The organism is Cupriavidus consociatus, from assembly GCF_017814975.1.
GTDB lineage: Bacteria > Pseudomonadota > Gammaproteobacteria > Burkholderiales > Burkholderiaceae > Cupriavidus > Cupriavidus consociatus.
This window is the reverse complement of sequence record NZ_JAGIQA010000014.1, coordinates 179795-205926: the sequence shown is the minus strand read 5'-3', so window position 1 is coordinate 205926 and position 26132 is coordinate 179795. Positions and strand designations below refer to the sequence as shown.

At 68.8% G+C, this 26132-nt stretch carries 20 protein-coding genes; 8 read left to right on the top strand and 12 right to left on the bottom strand.

The genetic code is table 11. The annotated features are described in order from the left end of the window. Positions 1-19 precede the first annotated feature (19 nt). Entirely contained in the window at positions 20-1396 is a 1377-nt protein-coding gene (locus J8I82_RS20380) for a sigma-54 dependent transcriptional regulator (RefSeq protein WP_209760562.1), read from the bottom strand. 1268 nt (positions 1397-2664) lie between these two features. Then, a complete protein-coding gene (locus tag J8I82_RS20375) occupies positions 2665-3633 on the bottom strand; it encodes a LysR substrate-binding domain-containing protein (RefSeq protein WP_209760561.1) in 969 nt (322 codons plus the stop codon). A 78-nt stretch (positions 3634-3711) separates the two neighbouring features. Here J8I82_RS20375 and J8I82_RS20370 point away from each other — a divergent pair, with 78 nt between their 5' ends. After that, entirely contained in the window at positions 3712-4986 is a 1275-nt protein-coding gene (locus tag J8I82_RS20370) for an MFS transporter (protein WP_431831562.1), read from the top strand. 24 nt (positions 4987-5010) lie between these two features. Here the strand turns inward: J8I82_RS20370 and J8I82_RS20365 are convergent, their stop codons facing one another. The 5 genes from J8I82_RS20365 to hemL form a co-directional block, all read right to left on the bottom strand. Continuing rightward, the gene (locus J8I82_RS20365) at positions 5011-5676 is read right to left on the bottom strand and encodes a methyltransferase family protein (protein ID WP_209760559.1); all 666 of its coding nucleotides are present in this window, start codon (positions 5674-5676) and stop codon (positions 5011-5013) included. Positions 5677-5814: 138 nt separating this feature from the next. Then, positions 5815-6318: a TPM domain-containing protein gene (locus tag J8I82_RS20360; protein WP_209760558.1), complete on the bottom strand. Its 504-nt coding sequence runs from the start codon at positions 6316-6318 to the stop codon at positions 5815-5817. A 17-nt stretch (positions 6319-6335) separates the two neighbouring features. Beyond that, positions 6336-7157, bottom strand: coding sequence for a TPM domain-containing protein (locus J8I82_RS20355; protein WP_431831565.1), 822 nt, complete (start codon positions 7155-7157; stop codon positions 6336-6338). Positions 7158-7218: 61 nt separating this feature from the next. Further along, a complete protein-coding gene (locus J8I82_RS20350; protein ID WP_209760556.1) occupies positions 7219-7845 on the bottom strand; it encodes a LemA family protein in 627 nt (208 codons plus the stop codon). A gap of 141 nt (positions 7846-7986) precedes the next feature. Next, positions 7987-9279: a glutamate-1-semialdehyde 2,1-aminomutase gene (gene hemL, locus J8I82_RS20345; protein WP_209760555.1), complete on the bottom strand. Its 1293-nt coding sequence runs from the start codon at positions 9277-9279 to the stop codon at positions 7987-7989. Between the two features lie 226 nt (positions 9280-9505). Here hemL and J8I82_RS20340 point away from each other — a divergent pair, with 226 nt between their 5' ends. The 6 genes from J8I82_RS20340 to J8I82_RS20315 all read left to right on the top strand — a co-directional run bounded on the left by J8I82_RS20340 (position 9506) and on the right by J8I82_RS20315 (position 20103). Beyond that, positions 9506-9676 carry a rubredoxin gene (locus tag J8I82_RS20340; RefSeq protein ID WP_010813017.1) on the top strand — a complete coding sequence of 57 codons (171 nt, stop codon included), beginning with the start codon at positions 9506-9508 and terminating at the stop codon, positions 9674-9676. Between the two features lie 369 nt (positions 9677-10045). Further along, positions 10046-10543, top strand: a complete 498-nt coding sequence (locus J8I82_RS20335) for a response regulator (protein ID WP_245179923.1) — start codon at positions 10046-10048, stop codon at positions 10541-10543. 19 nt (positions 10544-10562) lie between these two features. Next, positions 10563-10934 (top strand): response regulator, encoded by a 372-nt coding sequence (locus tag J8I82_RS20330; RefSeq protein ID WP_029045760.1) that lies wholly within the window; start codon positions 10563-10565, stop codon positions 10932-10934. 52 nt (positions 10935-10986) lie between these two features. Further along, positions 10987-11547: a chemotaxis protein CheW gene (locus tag J8I82_RS20325; RefSeq protein WP_209760554.1), complete on the top strand. Its 561-nt coding sequence runs from the start codon at positions 10987-10989 to the stop codon at positions 11545-11547. A 116-nt stretch (positions 11548-11663) separates the two neighbouring features. After that, positions 11664-13889 (top strand): methyl-accepting chemotaxis protein, encoded by a 2226-nt coding sequence (locus J8I82_RS20320; RefSeq protein WP_209760553.1) that lies wholly within the window; start codon positions 11664-11666, stop codon positions 13887-13889. A 166-nt stretch (positions 13890-14055) separates the two neighbouring features. Then, a complete protein-coding gene (locus tag J8I82_RS20315) occupies positions 14056-20103 on the top strand; it encodes a hybrid sensor histidine kinase/response regulator (protein WP_209760552.1) in 6048 nt (2015 codons plus the stop codon). A gap of 261 nt (positions 20104-20364) precedes the next feature. On the opposite strand, the gene J8I82_RS39630 is transcribed toward J8I82_RS20315, so the two are convergent. From J8I82_RS39630 to J8I82_RS20290, 5 genes are all read right to left on the bottom strand, one after another. Continuing rightward, positions 20365-20760, bottom strand: coding sequence for a hypothetical protein (locus tag J8I82_RS39630; RefSeq protein WP_431831564.1), 396 nt, complete (start codon positions 20758-20760; stop codon positions 20365-20367). Positions 20761-21448: 688 nt separating this feature from the next. After that, positions 21449-22756 carry an MFS transporter gene (locus tag J8I82_RS20305; RefSeq protein ID WP_209760550.1) on the bottom strand — a complete coding sequence of 436 codons (1308 nt, stop codon included), beginning with the start codon at positions 22754-22756 and terminating at the stop codon, positions 21449-21451. Between the two features lie 72 nt (positions 22757-22828). Continuing rightward, positions 22829-23587 carry an SDR family oxidoreductase gene (locus J8I82_RS20300; RefSeq protein ID WP_209760549.1) on the bottom strand — a complete coding sequence of 253 codons (759 nt, stop codon included), beginning with the start codon at positions 23585-23587 and terminating at the stop codon, positions 22829-22831. 149 nt (positions 23588-23736) lie between these two features. Next, entirely contained in the window at positions 23737-23979 is a 243-nt protein-coding gene (locus J8I82_RS20295) for a hypothetical protein (RefSeq protein ID WP_133093973.1), read from the bottom strand. Then, the gene (locus J8I82_RS20290; RefSeq protein WP_209760548.1) at positions 23972-25408 is read right to left on the bottom strand and encodes an aldehyde dehydrogenase family protein; all 1437 of its coding nucleotides are present in this window, start codon (positions 25406-25408) and stop codon (positions 23972-23974) included. The genes J8I82_RS20295 and J8I82_RS20290 overlap by 8 nt, the downstream gene beginning before the upstream one ends. 191 nt (positions 25409-25599) lie before the next feature. Here J8I82_RS20290 and ppa point away from each other — a divergent pair, with 191 nt between their 5' ends. Next, positions 25600-26127: an inorganic diphosphatase gene (gene ppa / locus J8I82_RS20285; protein WP_063237035.1), complete on the top strand. Its 528-nt coding sequence runs from the start codon at positions 25600-25602 to the stop codon at positions 26125-26127. Positions 26128-26132 lie beyond the last annotated feature (5 nt).

The following is a 26132-nucleotide window of genomic DNA, read 5'->3' as shown; positions in this document are numbered from 1 at the left end:
AATTCCTCAGCAAGCAAGGTCATGAGCCCTGCACGCACACCATCCCCATATCCCCCTTCTTCACCTGCAGCTTATAATCCCGCATCAACCTGAACAACGTCACCCGCGAGATCCCCAGTTCCGCCGCGACATCTATTAATCGCTCATGGTTGCGTTGCAGCGCCTCCACAATCGCATGCTGCTCAGCTTCCTCGCGGATCGCTGACAGCGTCTTGGGCCGTTCTTCCACAGGCGTTGCCAGCTCCAGGTCCGCCGGCTGGATTACCCCTCCCTCGCACATCGCCGCCGCATGGCGGATGCGGTTGATCAGCTCGCGCACGTTGCCTGGCCAGTTGTGCTGCTGGATCGCGCGCAGGGCGGTCGGCGAGAAGCCGCGGATGCGGGCCGGCGACTGCTTGCGCACGCTTTCGAGCACGTGCTCGGCGATCAGCATGATGTCGCTGCCGCGTTCGCGCAGCGGCGGCTGGCGTACGCGCAGCACGCACAGGCGGTGGTAGAGGTCGCCGCGGAAGCGTTCGGCGGCGATGGCAGCGTCGAGGTCGACGTGGGTCGCCGAGATGATGCGCACGTTGACTTCGATCGATTCGGTGCCGCCGAGGCGCTCGATGCGGCCGGTCTCCAGGAAGCGCAGCAGGCTGGTCTGGCTTTCCAGCGGCATGTCGCCGATTTCATCGAGGAACAGCGTGCCGCCCTGTGCCATCTCGATGCGCCCCGGCTTGCGCTTGGTGGCGCCGGTAAACGCGCCGCGCTCGTAGCCGAACAGTTCGGACATCAGCAGCGTGGGCGGGATGGCGGCGCAGTTGACGGCGACGAAGGGTTTTTGCGCGCGTTCGCTGGCACGGTGGATGGCCTGAGCGGCGAGTTCCTTGCCGGTGCCGGACTCGCCCGAGATCAGTACGGGGGTGTCCCAGCGCGAGACCTTCTCGATGCCGCGGAACAGCGTCTGCATGGCGGCGCAGGTGCCGATCATGCCGTCTGGGCGCGAACTGGCCGCGGCGCGCTGTACGGCGGGCCGCATCTGCGCCATGCCGTGCGCGTGGCCAAGCGAGTGGGCCAGGTCGGCGGACTCAAAAGGGGAGGTGTAGTAGTCGACGAAGTAGAGGCCGAGCAGGCGGCGTGCCGCTTCGCTCAGCGCTTCGCGGCTGGCGACGATGCCGATCCAGCCGAATTGCGGCTGGGCCAGCCAGGGTTCGAACGATTCCAGCTCGGCATCGCTGAAGCCGCTGTGCACGTCGAGTAGCGCGGCGGCCGGCTGGGCGCTGTGGGCGAGCGCGAGCAGTTCCTGCAGGCTCGACGCAAAGCTGATCTTCCAGCCCCGTTGCGACAGGACCCTGCACAGCATGGCGTCGTGATGCTGCGAAAGATACAGCAGCGGGCGGTTGGCATACGCGCTCATACGATTTCCCCGGATTTCTTTTTATCTGACGAAGCCGGACGCGGCGGATGCCACGCACCGGACTCGGTGGCCCTGAAGCCTGCGCCGTCGATGCATCATGGATGCGTCGCTGGCGTCCTCCCCGAACTCTGCTCTTGCCGTCCCGCCGCTGCGCTGCGATTCGCCGCTGCCGCGCCAATGTCGATGGCATCGGTCGCGGCAGCGGTATTTCGCCGCGCCTGCATGGCAGGCCGGTCAGCACCCCATTCTTCAGACGCGCCGGCAAGCCGTGCGTCCGCGATCCCCGTTTCGCCGCCCGGTGGTCCGGGCTGGCAGGGTTCTTCCAGGTTGCACGGGCCACGCGCAAGCGCGCGGCCCGTGTCCCGAAAGACCTCCTCTAATCTTGTCGGCGGCCGCTGCAACGACCCGCCGGTGCGGGCCAGTTCCTGCCGCGTGGCCCGACGCTTACAGCACCAGCCCGACGCCCACCCTGGGATGCGAGAGTCGATCTGAAACTGACCTTCGGCGAACGCATGCCAGTATGTTTGCCGCTTCCGTTTCAGACTTCCCCTGTGTCGGGCTTCTGTTCGCGGGGACATAAGTGCGACGAACGTGCCAGTGGGAGGCAAGTCATTGATTCGAAAGTAAAGTTGCCAAAATCGAGCGTTCCGGACGTCGCAGTGCTGCAAAAAAGCGTTCCGATTCTGATACATCGCATGGGGCTTTCATGCTGCATTGCAACATACGCGAGGATGACTGTGCCGGGAATACGCCACATCTTTACGGTTTAGTGTGTCGAATGCCTTACTTGCGTGAATCCGCGGCCATCCGAAAGAGGGGAGGCGCTAATTCAAACGCTCGGGCGCCATGGCTCCGATGCAGCACGCGATAACCCGCTCGAGGGAGTTGCATTTCCTTTACACCGGCATGGCCGGTTTGCGGGTTGCGCAGGCTTGCCGGAGATTGGCTGTATCAGCCTTTTAGCGCTTCGCGGTAGAGCGTACCCACGGTAGAAGGCTTGTACGACGGACGTTGACAGGCATCGGCATGGTTTCGCGCATGAGGCGGCCTTGCCCGCCTCATCATTTTGGATGAGTAGCGCGGGCGATCCATGCGCGCTGGCATGGCCAGCGAAACGGTTGCATCGCTGAAACTTGGGACAGTTGCCGACCTGGGCGAAGGACGCGACCAGAGACCCAGGGCCGGCGCCAGGATCGCTCGCCAGCCGTTGAATTGTCAGGCGTTACCGAAAATGATTCGTATTGCCAACATCGGCGTACGAAACAATTTCATGAATGAAACTGCAGTTGTTGCCCGCCAGCGGTGGGAGGCGTTTGCGTGGCCTCGCCGCGCACCTGCGCCTGCAGCCAGGCGTGGAAGGCGTGGATGGCCTTTTCCCGCGGGTTGCCTTCGCGCCATGTGACCCAGTAGTGCAGGCTGGACGGGATCCGGGTCGAGCCGATCTGCACCAGCTGGCCGCTCGACAGGTAATCGTGCGCCAGCTGCGCGCGCGCGGTGGCAAGGCCCAGGCCGGCCACGGCCGACTGCAGCATCAGCCCCGCATCCTGGAAGATCGGGCCGCGCTCGGGCTCGTCGCCCGGCAGGCCGGCGGCTTCCAGCCAGTCCCGCCACGGGCGCAGCGCAAAGCGCAGCATCGGCAGGCGCGGCACGTCGGCCAGCGTGAAGCCGGGGTAGCGCGCCAGCAGCGCCGGGCTGGCCACGGCGATGACGTGGTCCTCGATCAGGTTGTGGCACTCGAAGCCGGGCAGGTCCACGCGCTGGTGCCAGATGCCGATGTCGACGCTGTACGGGTCGGGCGGGCTGATCTCGGCGTGCAGCCGCAAATGCAGGTCCAGCGACGGCACCTGCGCATGCAGGCTTGGCAGCCGCCGGATCAGCCAGGCATTGGCAAGGTCCTCCATCACGCTGACCTGCAGCCGCACCACCGGCGGCGCGCCGCTGCTGCCGGCCTCGCGCAGCGCACTTTCGATGCCGTCGAGCGCGGCGCGCAACTGTTCGGCCAGCCGGGCGCCCGCGCTGGTCGGCGTCATCTGGCTGCCGGTGCGCTGGAACAGCTTGGTGCCCAGGCTGGATTCCAGCCCGCGGATATGATGGCTGATGGCGCTGTGCGTAAGCGCCAGCTCCTCGGCCGCGCGCGAGAAGCTGCGGTGGCGCGTGGCGGCCTCCAGCGCACGCAGCGCTTGCAGCGGCGGCAAATGGAGGGGGCGATCGGCGGGTTTGCCGGGGGAGTTGGCCATGGCCGTCAAATTCTACTCACAATTGCCGCGGCTATGTTTCGTTGGCCTTGCACCGGAATGGGGACGACAATGCTGGCCATGACGACTACCACTCCTTCTGCCTTGTCTTCCGCCCCCGCGCCGACGCAGCAAACCGCCGTCCGCTGGCGCGTGCTGGCCGTGTTCTCGCTCGGCTTCCTGGTTTCCTATGTATTCCGCGGTGTCAACCTGGGCTTCGCGCCGCACCTGACACGCGAACTGGGGCTCAATGCCGGCGACCTGGGTTTGCTCACCAGCTTCTATTTCCTTGGCTTTGCCTGTGCCCAGCTGCCCGCCGGCATCCTGCTGGACCGCTATGGCCCGCGCCGCACCGAGGCGGCGATGCTGCTGGTCGCGGTTGCCGGCTCGCTGGTGTTCGCGCTGGCGCCGGGCATGGCCGGGCTGGCCGCCGGCCGGCTGCTGATCGGCGTGGGCGTATCCGTGTGCCTTGGCGCCGCGATCCAGGCGCTGTCGATGTGGTTCCCGCTGTCGCGCATGCCGTTGCTCAATGGCGTGGTGATGGCGATCGGCGGGTTCGGCGCGGTGCTGGTCGGCACCCCGCTGTCGTGGCTGCTGTCGCTGGCGGACTGGCGCATGGTCAGCGCCGGGCTGGCGGCTGTGTCGCTGGCGATGGCGGCGCTGCTGTGGTTCGGCGTGCCCGACAAGCCGCGTGCCGGCAAGGAAAGCCTGCGCGAGCAATTGCGCGGCACGCGCCAGATTCTGGGCAGCGAGCGTTTCTGGCGCGTGGTGCCGCTGACGCTGCTGAACCAGGGCGTGTTCCTGGCGGTGCAGACGCTGTGGGTCGGTGCCTTCCTGCGCGATGTGCCCGGCTTCGATCCTGCCACCAGTGCGCGGCTGGTCTCGGTGATCGGCCTTGCGATGATGGCGGGTTGCGTCGGTTCGGGTTGGGCGGCGCGCCACCTGGAGCGCATCGGCGTCAGCCTTTATGCCTTTGCCGGCATTGGCATGACCGGCTTTATCGTGGTGCAGGCGCTGCTGATGGCGCAGGTGCCGCTGCCGCCGGTGCTGCTGTGGGCGGCTTACGGCGTGTTCGGCTCCAGCGGCATCCTGACTTATGCGGTGCTGGCGCGCAGCTTTCCCGACGCGCTGATCGGGCGGGCCACCACGGCGCTGACGCTGACGGTGTTCCTGGCTACCTTTGCGTGCCAGGTCGGGGTGGGGTTTGTGCTGGACCTGTTCCCGTCCAGCGGTGGCCACTATCCAAAGGCGGCGCACATGGCGGCGTGGGGCGGGCTGATAGTGTTGCAGGTGCTGGCAGCGGTGTGGTATCTGATGGGCGCGCGTCGGAGGCCGGCTGTTGCCGACGCCCGCTGAAATCCTTGCGGGCAGGCACACTGCTCAATAGATCCCTGGCACGGCACGAAACCGGACATTCTCACGGTACTGGCGGTATTCTGGATCGTCGGACAGCAGCGCCTCTTCCCGGTGGATCCGCACGACCTGCAGCGCATACAGTCCGGTGTAGACCAGCAGGTTCTGCAGCCCGAAGTTGGTCAGCAGGAAGCCGATATCCGCGATCAGGTAGCCCAGGTAGATCGGGTGCCGCACGAACCGGTAGGCGCCGTTTGTTACGATGCCTCGGTTAGCGGGGAGTATCCCGAATGAGAAACGCAACGACAGTTTTGCGTAGATCTGCCACGCAATGCCCACGACTTGCAGGCTGGCGCCAACAAGTTCCGGCGCCAGGTGCTGCCCTGGGGCCAACTGAATACCAAGGAAGTAATACGTGCCGCCCAAGGAGCAAAGAACGGTGAGTGGGTGCCAGTCTCGCCTTTTTGGCACCCGGGCAAAGAGAGACAGGCCGACGGTCAGGCAATTCGCAAGCACCAGCAACAGCAACGTGATCCGTGACGGATCTGCCAGCCACTGCCGGATCGCGGCATAGGCGAACGCGCCAAGTATCAGCGCGGTAGAGCATCTCAAGAGCACCTCGAGCAGTACTTCCCGAAGATTGACCTTCGGTTCCGAGATAACCGGCGCGCTTTGGATCAGGCCATCTGACATCGTTTCCCCCGTTCGTTCCGGCGGAATCTTCGCCCCGCCGTGATGTCTGCTTGCCTGCAAAGCGTAGCGTCATTGGCCTTAGGCGCCATATCGGGCAAAAGGATGTTTCACCCGTGAACGGCTCCACAGGGAAGCCGGTCAGATCACCACCGGCCGGTCGTCCAGCTCGTTGGGGTTATGCCCCCCATCCGACGGAAAATGGTGGACCAGCAACTCATGGATGCGCGCCACCGTGACCAGCACCGGCGCCACCGACAGGTCCTGCTTCAGCCCATGCGCCAGTTCGTCGCACAGTTCGCGCCAGATCGCCGGACCCACGCTGGCGTCGATGCCGCGGTCGGCCAGCAGCTCGACGGCGTGGTCGGCCAGGTTGATATAGAGCAGCACGCCGGTATGGTCGGCGGTATTCCAGACTTCGAGCGCGCCGAACAGGAAGCGGGCACGCTCGCGCGGGGTCACGCCGGTCCAGGCGTGGCCCAGCGGCAGGCTGGCTTCGATCACCACGCGGATTTCGCCGCGATGGCGAGATTCGCCAGCATGCACGGCCGCATGGAGCTGCTGCTGGGCCTCGGCCGGGAAGTGCCTGCGCGCGTAGCCGGTGCTGGTGGCGAAATGGTGCAGGGCACGTCGGAGATGGGGCATGGTCATCGCTCCTTGTGTCACCAGTTGCCGGACGCGCCGCCGCCATCGAAGCCGCCGCCGCCTCCGCCGCTGAAGCCGCCACCACCACCACCGCCACCGCCGAAACCTCCACCGAAGCCACCGCCGCGCCGTCCCCAGTCCTGCCCCATGCCGTAGCCGCCCAATCCGCCCAGGCCGCCGGCGATCACGTCACGGCCGCGCCGGGTGGTGACGATCTGCGGCCCGCGCGAGCGCCGCATCGCGCCGATAAAGAAAAACAGGATGATCGCCAGCGGGAACAGCACCGGCAGCCAGTCGGCCAGCGCGGAGGATTGTTGCGCCTTGCGCGGCTGCGGACCGGCCAGCCCTTCCTTGTCGATGGTGGCCTGGATGGCGGAGATGCCGGCCGCCAGCCCCCCGTAGAAATCGTTCTGGCGGAAGTGCGGCGCCATCACGTCCTGCAGGATGCGCTTGGACATGGCATCGGTCAGCGACCCCTGCACGCCGCGGCCGACCTCGAGCCGCATCTTGCGCAGCCCGGGCGGATTGTCCTTGGCGATCAGCACGATCACGCCGTCGTCGATGCCCTTGCGCCCGGCGCGCCAGGCATCGGCCACGCGGATGCTGTAGGCGTCGATGGGCTCGGGCTCGGTGGTCGGCACCATCAGCACGAAGATCTGGCTGCCGCGCTGCTGCTCGTATTCTGCGAGTACGTTTTCCAGCGCGGTGCGCTGCTGCGAGCTCAGCGTGCCGGTCAGGTCGGTGACGCGCTGGGTCAGCGGCGGCACCGGGACGAAGCCATCGGCCGCCAGCGCCGGCAGGCACAGCCATGCCGCCAGCCACAGCAGCAGCGCTGCCATGCCGGTGCGCCAGAAGGACGGCTGCTGCGAACGGCCGACGGTCAGGCCCATGGCCGCTGCCTCAGAACTTGACCGCCGGAGGCGTTGAGATGGCCTTCTCGTTGTCCACCGTGAACGATGGCTTGACCGGGTACTTGAAGATCATCGCGGTCAGGTTGGTGGGGAAGCTGCGCGCCAGGATGTTGAAGTCCTGCACCGCGGCGATATAGCGCTGGCGCGCCACGGTGATGCGGTTCTCGGTGCCTTCCAGTTGCGACTGCAGGTCGCGGAAGGAGGCATCGGCCTTCAGTTGCGGGTAGTTCTCGGACACCGCCAGCAGGCGCGACAGCGCGCTGGACAGCTCACCCTGCGCCTGCTGGAAGCGCTTGAACGCTTCCGGGTCGTTCAGGGTCTCGGGCGAGACCTGGATGCTGGTGGCGGCGGCGCGCGCCTTGGTCACCGCTTCGAGCGTCTCGCGCTCGTGCGTGGCGTAGCCCTTGACGGTGTTGACCAGATTGGGGATCAGGTCGGCGCGGCGCTGGTACTGGTTGATGACCTCGCCCCAGGCCGCCTTGACCGCCTCGTCCTTGGCCTGGAAGTCGTTGTAGCCGCAAGCGCTCATCAGGCTGGCCATGGCCGCCAGCAGCAGCCAGCGCAGCACGCACAGCGGCGAACGCATCGACGAAGACAGGGAGGAAGAGGCGCGCATCGTGGGACTCCGCAGGTTAGGCATGACGGGCATGGATCAGCGAGTCCCAAGTGTAGCGCACCGCCTATCTGCCAGGCGACGGCCCGGGCGACAGCCAGTCGACGGGCGGGCAAGGCGCGGCGCTCGCCCGCCGGCGGGGCCTCAGGCCGCCGCGAACGCCTTGCGCGCGGCGTCGAACGTGGCTTCCAGGATGGCGTCGTCGTGCTGCGCCGAGACAAAGCCGGCCTCGAACGCCGACGGCGCCAGGTAGACGCCGTTGTCCAGCATGGCATGGAAGAAGCGATTGAAGCGCGTGGTGTCGCTCTTGGTCACCTCGGCAAAGCTGCCGGGCACGCCTTCACGGAAATACAGGCCGAACATGCCGCCGATGGCGTCCGCGGCGAACGGCACGCCGGCCGCGCGCGCGGCGTCGGCCAGGCCATCGGCCAGCTTGCGGGTCTGCGCGGCCAGCTTGTCATAGAAGCCGGGCGCCTGGATCAGCTTGAGCGTGGTCAGGCCGGCGGCCACCGCCAGCGGGTTGCCCGACAGCGTGCCGGCCTGGTAGACGCCACCCAGCGGCGCCAGCTTGGCCATGATGTCGCGCCGCCCGCCGAAGGCCGCCGCCGGCATGCCGCCGCCGATGACCTTGCCCAGGCAGGTCATGTCCGGGCGGATGCCGTAGTGGGCCTGGGCGCCGCCAAGCGCCACGCGGAAGCCGGTCATCACTTCATCGAAGATCAGCACCGCGCCATCGCGGCTGCACAGCTCTCGCATGGCCTTCAGGAAGGCGTCGCTGGCGCGCACCAGGTTCATGTTGCCGGCCACCGGCTCGACGATCACCGCGGCGATCTCGCCGGCGTGCCTGGCGAAGGCCTGTTCCAGCTGCTCGACGTTGTTGTACTCCAGCACCATGGTGTGACGCGTGACGTCGGCCGGCACGCCGGCGGAGGAGGGCGCGTTCTGCGTGGTGTCGGCAAAGGTCAGCAGGCCCGAGCCGGCCTTGACCAGCAGGCTGTCGGCATGGCCGTGGTAGCAGCCCTCGAACTTGATGATCAGGTCGCGGCCGGTAAAGCCGCGCGCCAGCCGCAGCGCGCTCATGGTGGCCTCGGTGCCGGAAGACACCAGCCGCACCTGTTCGATCGACGGCACCAGCTTGCAGATTTCTTCGGCCATGGTGATCTCGGCCTCTGTCGGGGCGCCGAACGAGAAGCTGTGGGCCGCGGTCTCCTGCACCGCGCGCACCACCTCGGGGTGGGCGTGGCCGACGATCATCGGGCCCCAGGAGCCGATGTAATCGATATAGCGCTGGCCATCGGCATCCCACATATAGGCTCCTTCGGCGCGCGTGATGAAGCGCGGCGTGCCGCCCACCGAGCGGAAGGCACGCACGGGGGAGTTCACGCCGCCAGGAATGGTCTGCTGGGCGCGGTCGAAGAGCTGCTGGTTACGGGACATGGCGTTGAGTGGGATCAAGGACTGCTGGGAACGTGGCGGCGCGGCCGGCGTCTCGTCGACATGCAGGCAAAACCGTGGAATTTCACGGCAATTGACTGCCAATCCGGCGCTAACATGCGCGAACACGGCGGAACTGGCACGATTCTGGCGGTCGCCGGCTGGCGCGGGCGGCACGGTTTCGGTACCATCTGCGCTGGATTTTAATGGAGAGTGGCCAGAGCCTGTTATGGAATACAAGACTTGGATGTGCCTGATCTGCGGCTGGATCTACGACGAAGCCGCAGGCGCGCCGGAAGACGGCATCGCCCCGGGGACCCGGTGGGAAGACGTGCCCATCAACTGGACCTGCCCGGAGTGCGGCGCGCGCAAGGAAGATTTCGAGATGGTGGCCATCTGACGCTGGCCGCGATCGGGCACGACGCCAGCTTGCGCGCCATCGAAGCTTCATAGAAAGCCGTCAGACTGGCAGCGCGTCGCGCCGATACGACAGAACGCCGACAAGGGGCCGCCGCCCCGGATTGACGGCCCACCGGCGTCTTGTCACACTCTGTTGCAAATTATGTGGCCGTCCATCCGCCGTTGGAGGGGAAGACGGCAGGCAGGTGCGGGTTCCACGCACCGCCGCTGCCGGGTCTGGGCCCGGCCTTGAAGGGAAGCAGCATTATTTTCGGGGTCCGTCGGGGCGCGCATGGGTCGCGCTGCTCCGCACGGGTGTTCTCTGGTGCTTGCCGGCGCGCCGCATGGCGTGGCCGGTCGCGGGAACAACATGCGGGTCGCTCAAACAGAAGAAAACCAGCGGGTCAATGCCGCCGGCGTCAGCATTGCGGCGCCTGGCGCACCAATACCGGACACCCAGGCGCGCGCGCGCCGCAAGGTGCTGGTCATCGACGATTCCAGCACCATCCGCCGCACCGCGGAGATCTTCCTGGCGCAGGCGGGATACCAGGTAATGCTGGCCGAGGACGGCTTCGAGGCGCTGGCCAAGGTCGGCGAGCTGCATCCGGACCTGGTCTTCTGCGACATCCTGATGCCCCGGCTGGACGGCTACCAGACCTGTTCCCTGATCAAGAAAAGCCCGCGCTTCCACGCCATCCCCGTGATCATGCTGTCCTCGCGCGACGGCGTGTTCGACCGCTCGCGCGGCCGCCTGGTGGGGGCGCATGACCATCTGGCCAAGCCGTTCACCCGCGAAGCGCTGCTGCAGGCCGTGCAGGCCTGCCTGCCGGTCCACGCTGACGCGGCGGAAAGGGCTTTGCCGGCCTGAACGAACCGAAGGAAACCTCATGACTGCCATCAACAAGATCCTGATCGTCGACGATTCCCCGACCGAAGCGCTGTTCATGTCCGACCTGCTCGGCAAGCGCGGCTTCAAGGTCTCGGTCGCCGGCAACAGCGACCAGGCCTTCGCGCGCCTGGAATCGGAAAGCTTCGACCTGATCCTCATGGATGTGGTGATGCCCGGCCAGAACGGCTACCAGGCCACCCGCGCGATCAAGCGCGACGACCGCTTCAAGGACATCCCCGTGATCATGTGCACCAGCAAGGGCCTGGACACCGACCGCATCTGGGGCATGCGCCAGGGCGCGTCGGACTACATCGTCAAGCCGGTCGACGGCGAGGAACTGCTGGGCAAGATCGCCGCGCTGGCGCACTGAGCCGCCAGCGCCGGCCGTACGGGATGCCACCACCAGTACCGGGGACCGCCACATGAACGCGCCACGCCAAGACCTACGCGCCCGCCACACCCGCCTGCAGGACTACCAGGCCATGCTGGCCCGGCGCCTGCGCGAGGCGCGCAGCCTGCCCGCCGCAGACAGCTACCTGGCGCTGCAGATCGGCGCGCGCCACTGGCTGCTGCCGCTGGCGGAGACCGGCGAGGTGCTCGACATGCGCCAGCCCAGCCGCGTGCCGCTGACGCAGCCGTGGTACAGCGGCCTGGTCAACGCGCGCGGCAGCCTGCTGGGCGTGATCGATTTCAGCCTGTTCTGCGGCGGTGCGCCCACGCCGGTGCAGCCTGGCAGCAAGCTGGTGGTGCTGTCGCGCCAGGTGGAGCGCGCCTGCGCGATCCTGGCCACGCGCGTGGCGGGTTTGCGCCATGCCGCGGACCTGGGCCTGCCGCACGAGGAGGCGGCGCAGCACCCGGATGAGGCGCCGGCCTGGGAGGGCCAGCGCTTTGCCGACTGCGACGGGCGCGACTGGCAGGTGCTCAACGTGCGCGCGCTGCTGGACGCGCCGGCGTTCCTGCAGGTGGGCCGCAGCGCGGCCTGAGCCGGCGCGCGCAGCGCCGGAGCCGCGAGCGGGCAAGAAGACAAGCGCTGGCCCTGGCCTGGCGCACCCGGCACGAGCCGCCGGGCACAACAACGAATAGAACGGAAGAGGGTGCCATGGGTTTCAAGAAATTCAGCCTGGGCCGGCGTACGCCGGCAGCCGATGCCGCTGCCGCCCTTGGCGGCGGACCGGACATGGCTTATGCCGGCGGCCGGGAAGCCGCGCCCGCGGAATCCGCCGCGTCCGCCGCGCCCGCCGGGCTTGGCGCCACGCCGCTGGACCACGTGTCGGCGTGGATGGGCCGCATGCCGTTCTCGTCGCAGCAGCGGGTGCTGACGGTGGGCGTGGTGGTGTCGCTGGTGGCGCTGCTGGGCTCGGTGTACCTGGACAACCGCATCGCCAACAATGCCGCGGCACAGATCGAGATTGCGGGCGACATGCTGATGCACTCGCAGCGCCTGGGCAAGGCGGTGCCGGTGGCGCTGCTGGGCAATGCGCAGGCCTTTACGCAGCTGCGCGAGTCCAAGGAGACGCTGGCGAAGGACCTGAAGGCGCTGCAGGACGGCAGCGACGAGAAGCGCGTGCGCGCCACCGCGGGCGATGCCGCACCGCTGCTGGAGACCGCGATGACGTCGTGGAAGCGCTCCGAGAAGAGCGCGGCCGACGTGCTGGCCCAGCAGCCGGTGCTGACCACCATCGGCCAGACCCTGCAGGTCTTCAACGCCTCGAACCCCGAACTGCTGGAAGCCGCCGAGCAGGTGGCCGCGATCAAGCTGCAGTCCGGCGCCAATGCACGCGAGGTGGCGGCTTCCGCGCAGCTGGTGATGCTGACGCAGCGCCTGGGCAAGAACCTGAACGAGTTCCTGGCCGGCGAAGGCGTCAATCCCGAGACCGCGTTCCTGCTCGGCAAGGACACCAATACCTTCCGCGAGACGCTCGACGGGCTGATGAACGGCAGCGAAGCGCTGCGCCTCTCCGCCGCCACCGACGAAGAAACGCGCGGCTACCTGAAGCAGCTGTCGCAGCGTTTCGACGCGGTGCAGAAGACCACCCAGACCATCCTGCAGAACCTGCCCGGCCTGATCGCCGCCAAGCGCGCGCAGCAGCAGATCTTCAACGACAACGAGGCGCTGCGCGGCGAGCTGTCGGCCTTGCAGCGCGCCTATGCCGAGTCGGCGCGCCTGCGCCCGGTGACGCTGGGCGCGACCGTGGTGTCGGCGCTGCTGACGCTGCTGTGCCTGGTCGGCCTGGCCGCGCTGTACCTGCGCGATTCGCGCATGCGCGCGCTCGAAGCCGAGGCGCGCGAACGCGAGGCCGAAGCGCGCCGCCTCGATGAAAAGCGCAATAACGACAACACCCAGAAGGCCATTTTGCAGCTCATGAACGAGCTGCAGGACATCGCCGACGGCGACCTGACGCGCCAGGCCACGGTGACCGAGGACATCACCGGCGCCATCGCCGACTCGGTCAACTACACCGTGGAAGAGCTGCGCGAGCTGGTCGGCCGGGTGCAGCAGACCGCCGGCGAGGTGACGCAGGCATCGGGGCAGGTGCAGGCCACCTCGACCCAGCTGCTGTCGACCACCGAGGAGCAGTCGCGCCAGATCCGCCAGACCGGCGAGTCGGTGGTGGAGATGGCCGACCGCATCACGCAGGTGTCGCGCGGCGCGGCCGAATCGGCCAATGTGGCGCGCGCCTCGCTGACCGCGGCCGAACAGGGCCAGCAGGCGGTGCAGAACGCCATCACCGGCATGAACGACATCCGCGAGCAGATCCAGGAAACCTCCAAGCGGATCAAGCGCCTGGGCGAATCGTCGCAGGAGATCGGTGAAATCGTCGAGCTGATTTCCGACATTACCGAGCAGACCAACGTGCTGGCGCTGAACGCCGCCATCCAGGCCGCGTCGGCCGGCGAAGCCGGGCGCGGCTTCTCGGTGGTGGCCGAGGAAGTGCAGCGGCTGGCCGAACGATCGGGCGAGGCCACCAAGCAGATCGGCGCGCTGATCCGTACCATCCAGACCGATACCCAGGACGCCGTGCACGCCATGGAGCGCAGCACGCAGGGCGTGGTCGAGGGCGCGCGCCTGTCCGACAACGCCGGCGCGGCGCTGGTCGAGATCGGCCGGGTGTCGCGCCAGCTGGCGGAGCTGATCGAGCAGATCTCGCAGTCCACCTCGCACGAGGCCGATCTTGCCACCACCGTGGCGCGCCATATCGAACGCATCCTGCAGGTGACCGAGCAGACCACCAGCGGCACGCGCCAGACCGCGCAATCCGTGCGCCAGCTGACGCTGCTGTCCGAGGAACTGCGCAACTCGGTGTCGCGCTTCAAGATCGTCTGAGTGGCCGGATGACGCCTGCGACCGCTTCCGCGCAGCGCGGTAACTGCCGCCACCGCCACCGCCACCGCCGCCACCGCTGCGCCTGCCAACAAGCCAACCCAGCGCCTGCCTGCCGCCGCGGCGGGCCGCCCGCGGCCGCCCTGGCGGCGCCGCACTGGAAGCCGTCATGCCCATGAATTTCCCCATCCCGAGCGACGCGGCCGATGCCAACGCATCGCTGCCGGCGCCCGCCATGCCCGAACCGGAAGCGGCGCCGCTGCCCGCATCGGCCACTACTGCCGTGCCGGCCGACGCCGGCGGCGCGGCGCGCGACCTGTCCGGGCTGGCGTGGCTCGCGCCGAGCCTGCGCGGCGCGCTCGAAGACGCGGCCGCGGAGCTGGGCCACTACGTCGATGAGATCCGCCAGGCGCCCGAGGCACTGGGCGCGCGTGATACCACTTCGCTGCGGCTTGCCGGCCAGCACCTGCACCAGGCCGCCGGCGCGGTGCATATCGTCGGGCTGCGCGGCACCGATCCATACTGCCAGGCGCTGCGCCGGCTGCTCGAGGCCATCGATGCCGGCCAGCTCGCCGCCGATGCGCAGGCGCTGGCGGTGTTCCGCGCCGGCGTGCAGGCACTGGCCGAATATGTCGACGACCTGATGGCCGGCGACGACGAGGCCCCGCTGCGGCTGTTCCAGCCCTACGCCGGCGTGCTGGCGCAACTGCGCGAGGAGCGCGTGCATCCCGCCGACCTGTGGCTCGACGAGCTGCAGATGTTGCCCGGCATGCTGCTGCCGGCGCGCAGCCCCGCCGCCATCACGCGCGCGCGCCAGCAGTTCGAGGCCACGTTGCTGAAGGCCATGCGCCTGCCCGCCGCGTGCCAGGACGCTGCCCTGCTGCGCGAGGCCTGGCTGCCGCTGCATGCGGCGCTGGACGAAGTGCGCGCCAACGAGCAGGAGCCGCGCCGCGCCGCCGACCACCCGGACCGTGACGTCTGGCATGTGCTGGGGCTGGTGTTCCGCGCGCTCGGGCATGGACTGCTGCCGTCCGACCTGCTGGCCAAGCGCTTTGCCGGGCGTGCCAACCTGCTGCTGCGCCAGTACCAGCAAGGGCATGTGCGCGTGCCGCAGGCGCTGCTGAATGATGCCGTGTTCCTGCTGGTGTGCACGGGGCTGGCGAAAACGGTAGCCGGCGACGCGGCCCAGGCCGATGGCGCCGCTGCCGTGCGCAATGACATCGCCCGTACGCTGGCGGCCTTCCGTCTCGACGCCGCGCACGCGGTGGCCGACGCCGACTTCCGGCTGCGCTATTACGGCTGGCTCGACCCGATCGATACGCGCAACCTGCAGCAGGCCGCCGCGGGGCTGGAGCAGGCCGCGGCCGGCGATCAGGCCGGCTGGGAAACCGCGCTGGCGGCGCTTGCCGAAGCCGCACAGCCGCTGGGACAGCCGCCGCTGCAGCGCTGCCTGTCGCAGGCGGCGATATCGGCGATGTCGGCGATGGCGGCCGCGGGGCCCGGCTGGGAAGTCAGCCGGGCCGGAGCGCTGGGCGCCACCGGCATCGCGCTGTTCCTGGCGCGTGCGCTGGCCTTGCCGTGGCGCGTGCACGGACAATCCGCCCATCCCGCCGCGGCGCGCTTTGCCGCGCAGTGCGAGGCACTGGCCGACTGCCTGCACCAGTCGCTATCGGATCCCGGCGTGGGCGCACCGGCGTGGCTGGCCAGCATGGTCGACGATGCGCGCGCGCAGGCGCTGCGCGGCGAGGCCGTGGCGCAGCTGCGCGCGCAACTGGACAGTGGCGAGTCGTGGCTGGACAGCTATGACCGCAACGCCGCGCGTGCCGATGGCGCCGGCCACCTGCGCGATGCGCGCCAGGCGTTCGCCGCGCTGGGCAGCACGCTGGAGCGGCTGCAAGCGTCGCCGGCGCTGCCGCCCGTGCTGGCCGGCGACGCGGGCAGGGCCACCGCCGCGGTGCAGGACGTCAACGCGCGGCTGGCCGCGGTCGGCGATGCCTTCCATGCATCCGACCCCGCCACGCGCACCGAACTGCTCGCCGCCGTGGCGGCGGAGCTGGGCACCGTCCATGCCTTTGCCGATGCGCTCGAATTCGGCCGCGCCCGCCGCCACGACATCCCCGCCGAAGCGGCAGCTGCGGACGACGGACGCGCTTTCCAGCATCCGCTCGCTGCCGCCCGCGACGCCGCGGCGGAAGCGCTGCAGGCCGGCCCCATGCCCGACGCGCCGCAAGTGCAGCGCCTGCGCGCCGCGCTGCAGGCGCTGGCGGACCAGGCCGCGATCGACGACAACGCGCCGCTGCGCCGCCGCGCAGCCGATGCCACCACGCAATGCAATGCCTGGCTGGCCGGCAGCGATGATGCCGCCGGCCGCCTGATGCTGGCGCTGGCCGATGCCGCGGGCGAACCCGAACCTGCGCCGCTGCCTGCCGCCGCCACGGCGCCGGTCCTGCCCGCGGCCGGCGACAGCGCGGCAGTGGATGCCGAACTGCTCGACATCTTCCTGAACGAAGCCGACGAAGTGCTGGGCGGTATTGCCGCCGACCTCAACGCGGGCGTCGATGCGTTGCGCGATGCCGATATGCTCAGCCGCGTGCGGCGCGCCTTCCATACGCTCAAGGGCTCGAGCCGCATGGTCGGGCTGCATCGCTACGGCGAAGCCGCCTGGGCGGTGGAGCAGGTGATGAACCTGTGGATCGCCGAGGCGCGCGCGCCGGTGCCGGCGCTGCTGTCGCTGCTGCGCCGCGCGCACGCCGAGCTCTCGGCGTGGGTGGCACAGCTGCACCGCGATGCCGCCGCGGCGCACGACATCGCGCCGCTGGTGGCGACCGCCGAGGCGGTGCGCGACGGCAGCCTGGCGAAGGCCGAAGAGTCGGTGCCGGCCGAACGCCCCATCCCCGAGGCGGATCCGCAAGCTGCGTCCGCGCACGACAGCCAGCCGGGCGCGGCGACACCGCAGGATCCGCTCGCCGACGACGGCAACGTCATCCCGTTCCGCCTCGCCGGCGGCCTGTCCGGCGACGAGGACAACTACAAGGTCATCGGCCCGGTGCGCATTGGCCTGGCGCTCTACAACGTCTACCTGCAGGAGGCCGATGACCTGCTGCGCCAGTTCGCCACCGATGTCTCCGAATGGCGCCACGAGGGCCATCCGTGCCCGAGCGAGCTGGCGCTGCGCTTGGCGCACACGCTGCAGGGCAGCGCCTCGACCGTGGGGCTGGAGCCGGTGCGCGAGATCGCCGAAGCGCTGGAAGGACTGCTGCTGCAGCTGGGCTCGCACCCGGTGGCGATGCATCCGGGCGACTTCCGCCTGCTGGAGCAGGCGGCGGAGCGGCTGCGCGGCATGCTGCACCAGTTTGCCGCCGGCGTCTGGCCGCAGGCCGATACCGGCCTGCGGCGCAGCCTGGTGGAATTCGGCGAACGCGCCTTGCTGCGTCCGCGCGTGGCCGTTCCGGCGCCGCCCGCGCCGGTGGACGGGATGGCGCGGCTTTATGGCCAGCCGCTGCACGAGGACAACGAAGCGCGCAACGAAGCGCCAAACGAAGTGCCCAGCGAAGCGCCCAACGAAGCGCCATGGGTGCCCGCGCTAGCGTCCGCGCCAGCGCCGGCCCGGCCCGCGCCGCCTGCGCAGCACGATGCCGTCGTGATTACGCTGCCGACTTCGCACCGGCCGCTGGCCGCGATGGAGGCCGCCGACGCTGCGGCCGGCTCCGCGCCTGACCCCGCGCTGGTCCAGATCTTCCTCGAGGAAGCCCAGGGCACGCTGCCCGAACTCGGCAAGCTGGTGCGTACCTGGGAAGCGGCGCCCGAGGACATGCGCCACGGCGGGCTGGTGCTGCGCGCGTTGCATACGCTCAAGGGCAGTGCGCGCATGGCGGGCGCGATGGCGCTGGGCCAGGCTGCGCACGAGATGGAGACACTGCTCGATGCGAGCCTGCGCGCTCAGGCCGGGCAGGGCACGCCAGGAGCCGCCCCGCAGCTGTTCGGGCGCCTCTACGCCTGGTACGACCGCATCCTCGCGCACACCGAGGCGCTGCAGGCCGGACGCCTGCTGCCCGCCGACGACCCCGATGTGGTCAACGGCCTGGGCGGGTTGCCGCAGGACGAGGTTGAACCCGCTGCCGAAGCGCGGCCTGAAGCGGCCCCGGATCCTGCTGCCGCCACCGTGGCGGTTCCCATGCTGCCCGTCATGCCAGGGCCAGCTGATGTGATGGTGCCGATGCCGCCCATTCCATCCGCCGCCTCCACTGCGCTCACACCGGTCGCCGAGCCGCAGCGTGCGCTGGTGCGCGTGCAGGCGCGGGCGCTCGACACGTTGATCAACGAGGCCGGCGAAGTCGGCGCGACGCGCGCGCGGCTCGACAGCGAACTCGACGCGATGCGCACCTACCTGGGCGAACTCAATGACAACGTGGCGCGCCTGCGCGGCCAGTTGCGCGAGATCGAGATCCAGGCCGAATCGCAGATGGCGTCGCGCATCGCCGACGCGCAGCACAAACAGGAGTTCGACCCGCTCGAGTTCGACCGCTTTACCCGCTTCCAGGAACTGACGCGGATGATGGCCGAATCGGTCAACGACGTGGCCACCGTCGAACAGAACCTGCAGCGCGGCTTCGACCGCGCCGCCGGCGACCTGGCCGCGCAGGCGCGCCTGACGCGCGGGCTGCAGCGCAGCCTGATGCAGGCGCGCATGGTGCAGTTCGACGCGCTGGCCGAGCGCCTCTACCGCGTGGCGCGCCAGGCCGCCACCGAGACCGGCAAGGAGGTGCGGCTGCTGATCAAGGGCGGCACGGTGGAGATCGACCGTTCCGTGCTGGACCGCATGGCCGGCCCGATCGAACACCTGATCCGCAATGCGGTGGTGCATGGGATCGAGCCCGCGCCGCAACGCCGCGCCGCCGGCAAGCCCGCCACCGGCGCGCTGACGCTGGAAGTGCAGCAGGAAGGCAATGAAGTGGTGCTGCACTTCGTCGACGACGGCAACGGACTGGACCTGGCGCGCATCCGCGCGCGCGCGGTCGAGCGCCGCCTGCTCGCGCCGGACGACGACGCCGGCGAGGCGCGCCTGACCGAGATGATCTTTGCCCCGGGCTTCTCCACGGCCGACGAGGTCTCCGAACTGGCCGGGCGCGGCGTCGGCATGGACGTGGTGCGCGCCGAGACCGTGGCGCTGGGCGGCCGTATCACGCTGGCCTCGAAGGCCGGGCAGGGCACCACCTTTACCGTGCACCTGCCGCTGACCACGGCCATCACGCAGGTGCTGGTATTCTCGCTGGGCGCGCGGCGCTATGCGGTGCCCAGCGGCATGATCGACCAGGTGCAGCAGCTGCGCGCGCCGGCGCTGGTGGAGGCCTACAACCAGGGACGCTTCGCGGTGGCCGGCGCCGAAGTGCCGTTCTTCTACTTCGGCGCGCTGCTGGAAGAGGGCAACGCCGTGGCGGCTGGCCGCAAGTACTCGCCGGTGGTGCTGGTGCGCAGCGGCGCCGAACGTGTCGCCGTGCACGTGGACGAGGTGGTCGGCAACCGCGAAGTGGTGGTCAAGCACATCGGGCCGCAGCTGGCGCGGCTGGAAGGCATTGCCGGCGCGACCACGCTCGGGGACGGCGAGATCGTGCTGATCTACAACCCGGTGGTGCTGGCCCAGCGGCTGCTGCGCGAGCGCGGCCAGCCCGCGCCGCAGCAGAGGGTGCCGGCGCAGTCCGCGCCGGAACTGGCGCAGCCGGTGGCCGAGCCGCTGGGCGCGGTTGCCGAACTGGCCGGCGACGGCAGCGCCGCGCCGGTGGGCGGCCTGGCGCTGCAGCCCACGGTGATGGTGGTCGACGATTCGCTGACCGTGCGCAAGGCGACCCAGCGCCTGCTTACCCGCGCCGGCTACCAGGTGGTGCTGGCGCGCGACGGCGTGGATGCGCTCAAGCAGCTGCAGGACGTGATGCCGGATGCGATGCTGGTGGATATCGAGATGCCGAACATGGACGGCTTCGACCTGACCCGCAACGTGCGTTCCGACTCGCGCACGACGCACATGCCGCTGGTCATGATCACCTCGCGCACGGCGGACAAGCATCGCCGCTACGCGGAGGAGATCGGCGTCAACGTCTACCTCGGCAAGCCGTACAACGAGGACCACCTGCTCGCCACGCTGCAGCGCCTGCTGGGCGAGCGCGCGGCGGGGACGGCGGCATCGGTGGCGCAGATGCTGGGCGAGGGGCCGGCGGCCTGAGCGTTTCAAACGCTATCGGTTTGCTCCCCTCTCCCGCCAGCGGGAGAGGGGCAGGGGGTGAGGGCAGGCGCAGACATACCGAACCGCTTCACTTCGTCGACGCTCCGGCCCTCACCCCAACCCTCTCCCGCACGCGGGAGAGGGAGACCATCGTCAGTTGACGTGAGGCATTCGGCCAAGAGAAAAAGAACGCGGCATCGCGAGACGCCGCGCTCTTCCTCTCCTCCGGCAACGCCGCGTTGCGGCGCTCCCATCCTTGACTTACCAGCGCATCTGGCTGTTGCGCCCGCCGGTGCTCACCGTGGCCGTCTTGGTCCGGCCCTGGTAAGTCGCCCGCACGTTATAGGTGCCGCTCGGCGCCTTCAGCAGGCAGCGCGGCCCGTCGGCGACAAAGCTCGCCACTTCCTTGTTGCCGCGCATCAGCTTGACGTCGACATCCGACAGGTACTCGCCGCGCTCGCCCTGGGTAAACAGCAGGCTCATGTTGAAGTTGCGTGCCAGCCGTTGCAGCGCGACCTGCTCGTCCTCGGCGACGCCGCCGCAGATATAGGTCACCGGCCCCGCGGTACGCTGCACCATGGCGTCACGTGGCGGCGGAGGCGGCGGCGTGGTCAGCGGTGGCCGCGGCTGGGCCGCGGTAGCCGGCGCGGCGGGCACGGCAGGTGAGGCACCGCCCGGTGGCGGGGTGGGCGATGCCGTTGGCGGCGGCGCCGCAGTGCCCGGTGCGGGTGCCGGCGGCGCCGGCTGGGCCACTGGCGGCGGCATGGTGGTGGGCGGCTGCGTTGCGGGCGCGCTCACGCCCGGGGTTGGCGCGATGGCGCCGGCCGGAGCCGGGGCGGTCGCTGCCGGGGCAGTCGCTGCAGGAGCTGTCGGGGCAGTGGCAGCCGGTGTCGATGCCGGCATGGCGGGCGCAGGTCTCGGCGTGGCTTCGACCACGGGCGCCTGGGCATGGCTGGCAGCCGGCACAAGCGCCAGCAGCGCGACCACGCCGGCACTGAGCGCGATCACCAGGCGCTTGACGCGAGTGCGGCGTGCGAGCCGCTCTTCGACGCGCTTCAATGACTGGGTTGGGGCAAACGGGGGCAGGTGCGGCATCGTGGCCTCCTTGGCGAGCTTCAGGATTCACATGCCCGGAGGACCCCGTGTGGATCACTCCGGGTGTCTTCCTTTCCATGCTAGGGCGCCGGCCGCGGCCACACTGCCGGGCTTGGTCCTACATCCGCGTCAGCGGACCGCGCGTCATGGGCACCCGGGCGGCGCGCCAGACACTTACCGGAATCCCAAACCAAAACGGCGCTTCCCTTGCCGGAAAGCGCCGTTGCCTGGCCTCGAGCGAAGCGTCTGCCTACCTGCGACCCACCAGCCTGGCCGGGACCGACAGCGTCAGCGCCGCGCCCACCACCAGGCACGCGGCCAGCAGGTACATGCCGGAGTCCGTGCTCCTGGTCAGATCCTTGAGCCAGCCCACCGCATACGGGCTGAGAAAGCCGGCGAGGTTGCCCAGCGAGTTGATCAGCGCAATGCCCGCTGCGGCGCCAGTGCCGGCCAGGAACGACGTGGGCAGGCTCCAGAACAGCGGCAGCGTGGTCAGGATGCCGATGGTGGCCAGCGTCAGCGCGAACATGGCCAGCGTGGTATCGGTGGCCCAATGCACCGACAGCAGCAGGCCGAAGGAGCCGAGCAGCGCCGGGATCGCGATATGCCAGCGCCGTTCGCCGCTGCGGTCGGCGCTGTACGCCACCAGCACCATGCCGATCACCGCGCAGCCATACGGGATCGCGGTCAGCAAGCCGATGTCGAGCGCGCTCTTCACGCCGGTCTGCTTGATGATGGTCGGCAGCCAGAAGCTGACGCCGTACAGGCCCATCACAAAGCAGAAGTAGATCGCGCTCATCAGCCAGACGCGCGGGCTGAACATCACGGTGCGGATCGGCGGGTCTTCCTTGTGCGCGTCTTCGGCGGCGATATTGCGCTCGAGCAGTGCCTTTTCCTCGGCCGTGAGCCACTTGGCGTGCGCGATGCGGTCATCCAGGTAGGCCAGCACCCACAGCCCCACCAGGATTGATGGCACGCCTTCCAGCAGGAACATCCACTGCCAGCCCGACCAGCCGTTGTGGCCGTCGAACGACTGCATGATCCACCCCGACAGCGGCCCGCCGATCACGCCCGACAGCGCGATCGCGGTCATGAAGAAGGTGGTGGTGCGTCCGCGCCGGTTGGCCGGGTACCAGTAAGTCAGGTACAGGATGATGCCGGGAAAGAAGCCGGCCTCGGCAATGCCCAGCAGGAAGCGCAGCACGTAGAACATGGTCGGCGTGGTGACGAACATCATCGCAGCCGAGATCGCGCCCCAGGTGATCATGATGCGCGCGATCCAGATGCGCGCGCCCACCTTGTGCAGGATCACGTTGCTTGGCACCTCGAAGAGGAAGTAGCCGATGAAGAAGATGCCGGCGCCCAGCCCGTAGACGGTTTCGCTGAACTGCAGGTCGTTGAGCATCTGCAGCTTGGCGAAGCCGACGTTGACGCGGTCCAGGTAGGCCACCACGTAGCACAGCAGCAGGAAGGGCACCAGGCGCCAGCTCACCTTGCGGTAGGTGGCGTCTTCAAAGGCGGCGTCGCCGACGCCGGAGTTCACTGCGGTCGTTGTCATGCTGTCTCCTGAGGATGTTTGCGTTCTTGCGACGCGGTACAGCGGCGTTACGACAAGGAAAATTCCGCGGGCTCAGACACAGCGCCCGCCGTCGACCTCGATGCAGGTGCCGGTGATGAAGGCGGCTTCGTCGGAGGCCAGGTACAGGCAGGCGTTGGCCACGTCCTGCGGCGTCGACATGCGTCCCATCGGGATGGTGGCGAGGAACTTCGCGCGGTTCTCGGGCGTGTCGGGCATGCCCATGAACTCTTCCAGCAGCGCGGTGGCGCCGATCACAGGGTTGACGCAGTTGACGCGGATATTGTCCTGGCCCAGCTCCGCCGCCATGGCCTTGCTGGCGGTGATGACAGCGCCCTTGCTGCCGTTGTACCAGACCAGCCCGGGGCGCGGGCGGATGCCGGCAGTGGAGGCGATATTGACGAACACGCCACCACCGCGCTGGCGGAAGTGCGGAATGAAGGCGCGCCCCGACCAGTAGATGCTCTTGACGTTGACCGCGTAGACGCGGTCGAACTCATCCTCGGTGATGTCGAGGATGGGCTTGTTGCGATGGGTGGTGCCGGCGTTGTTGACGACGATATGCACGTCGCCGAAGGCGGCCAGCGCGGCCTCGCGCATGGCCTCGGTATCGTCGCCGCGCGAGACGTCGGCGCGCACCGCGCGCGCCTGGCCGCCGGCCTCGCGGATCGCCGCGGCCACGCGCTCGGCGGCGTCTTCGCGCAGGTCGACCACCAGCACGCTGGCGCCCTCGCGCGCGAAGGTGTGGGCAATGCCTTCGCCAAAGCCGGAACCGCCGCCGGTGACGATCGCTACCTTGTTGGCCAGTCTCATTGGTTGTCTCCTTGGGTTGTGGTTATTGCTATGGCATTTGACTATCTGCTGGTTTGCACCCCTCTCCCGCTTGCGGGAGAGGGGTGCGTCCACGACGGGTGGCAGATCTGTTCAGGCCTCGTCAGTCAGCCCGCGCGGGAGGCCTTCGCTCAATGCGAGAACGGTCCCCGCCCGCGCAACGCATTGGCCACCATCATCACCGCCAGCAAAAACGGCAGCGCCACATACAGGCACCAGTGCACGCGGTCCCCCACCACATCGCCCCACTTGCGCTTGAACACCTGCAGCCGCGGCATGCCGGAGGGATTGGTGGCGCGCTTGTTCCGCACGTGCCACGCCATCCAGAAAAAGAAGATGGCAAACGCGACGGAAAGGAAATTGATGTTACCCATGTTGGATGGCGATGGTTTTCAGTGTGGTGAATCCGTACAGGGCCTCGAAGCCCTTCTCGCGGCCGTAGCCGGACTGGCCGGTGCCGCCGAAGGGCAGTTCCACGCCGCCGCCGGCACCGTAGTTGTTGATGAAGACCTGGCCCGCGCGCAGCTTGTGCGCCAGGCGCAGCTGGCGCCCGCCGTCGCGGGTCCAGACGCCGGCAACCAGGCCGTAGGGCGTGCCGTTGGCCAGCGCGACGGCTTCGGCCTCGGTGTCGAAGGGCATGGCCGCCAGCAGCGGGCCGAACACTTCTTCCTGCGCCAGCCGGTGCGCGGGCGGGACATCGCGGAACAGCATCGGCACCTGGTAGTAGCCGGCCTCGGGCGCCTCGGCCACGATCTGCCCCTGCGCCATCACCGCCACGCCGGCGTGCTGCGCGTCGGAGACGAAATCCCATACGCGTTGCTGCTGCTTGCGGCTGATCAGCGGGCCGCATTCCAGGTCGAGCTCGGACGGACCCACCCGCAGCGACTCGAACACCGAGGCAATCCGGTCGAGCAGCGCGTTGTAGACCGGCCGCTCCACCAGCAGGCGGCTGCCGGCCGAGCAGGTCTGGCCGGCGTTCTGCACGATGCCATTGACCACCACCGGCACCAGCGCGTCGATGTCGGCATCGGCAAACACGATCTGCGGCGACTTGCCCCCCAGTTCCAGCGTGACCGGAACATGGTTCTCGGCGGCCAGCTGCGACACCAGCTTGCCCGTCTGCGGCGAACCAGTGAACGAGATGTGGTTGATGCCGGGATGGCGCGCCAGCGCGGCGCCGGCCTCGTGGCCGTAGCCGGTGATGATATTGAGCGCGCCTTCGGGCAGGCCGGCCTCGGCGGCGATCTCGGCCACGCGCAGCAGCGACAGGCAGGCGTCCTCGGCCGGCTTGACCACGCAGGCATTGCCCGCCGCCAGCGCCGCGCCCACGCTGCGCCCGAAGATCTGCAGCGGGTAGTTCCACGGGATGATGTGCCCGGTCACGCCGTGCGGCTCGCGCACCGTCAGCACGGTGTAGCCGGGGTTGTAGGGAATGGTCTGGCCGTGCAGCTTGTCGACCGCGCCGGCGTAGAACTCGAAGTAGCGCGCCACCGCGCGGGCGTCGGCGCGGGCCTGGCGCAGCGGCTTGCCGGTATCGCGCGCTTCCAGCGCGGCCAGTTCCTCTTCGTGGGCGATCAGCGCCACGGCAACACGGTTGAGCAGGCGCACGCGCTCGGCCGGGGCCATCTGGCCCCAGGCGCCGTCGGCGGCCTGGCGGGCGGCGTGGACCGCGACGTTGATGTCGGTGGCGTTGCCGCGGGCGATCTCGGCGAAAGGCTCGCCGTTGGACGGGTCGAATACCTTGATGCGCAGGCCGTTGTCCGGCGCGATCAGGCGGTTGGCGACAAAGTGCTGGGCATGCATGAGTGGCTCCGGGGCAGCACGGCGGCTGCGGCTATTCAGTGTCGGCTGAAGAATGCGCCATTATCGCGCACGCTGGCCTGGCTGCAACGCGTTGCAGCGGGTTTGGCGCGACGGCTGTCAGCAACCGGTCAGGCGCGAGCCGTTATAATGCCCGCCATCCGACAACACAGCGCAGGCATCTGGAGAACCGCATGAGCTTCAACCTCGTCACCCCGGGCAAGGACATTCCCAACGATTTCAACGTCATCATCGAGATCTCGGCCCAGAGCGATCCGGTGAAGTACGAAGCCGACAAGGAAACCGGCCTGCTGTTCGTTGACCGCTTCATCGGCACCGGCATGCGCTATCCGGCCAACTACGGCTACATCCCGCAGACGCTGTCGGGCGACGGCGACCCGGTGGACGTGCTGGTGCTGTCCCCGTTCCCGATCCTGGCTGGCGCCGTGGTGCGCTGCCGTGCACTCGGCATGCTGAAGATGACCGACGAGTCGGGCGTGGATGCCAAGCTGGTCGCCGTGCCGGTGGACAAGCTGTCGCCGGCTACCGCCTACATGAAGGGCCTGTCGGACGTGCCGCAGAACCAGCTGGACCAGATCAAGCACTTCTTTGAGCACTACAAGGCACTGGAAGCCGGCAAGTGGGTCAAGGTCGAAGGCTGGGCCGGCATCGAGGAAGCCCACAAGGAAATCACCGACGGCGTGGCCAACTACAAGAAGTAAGCTGA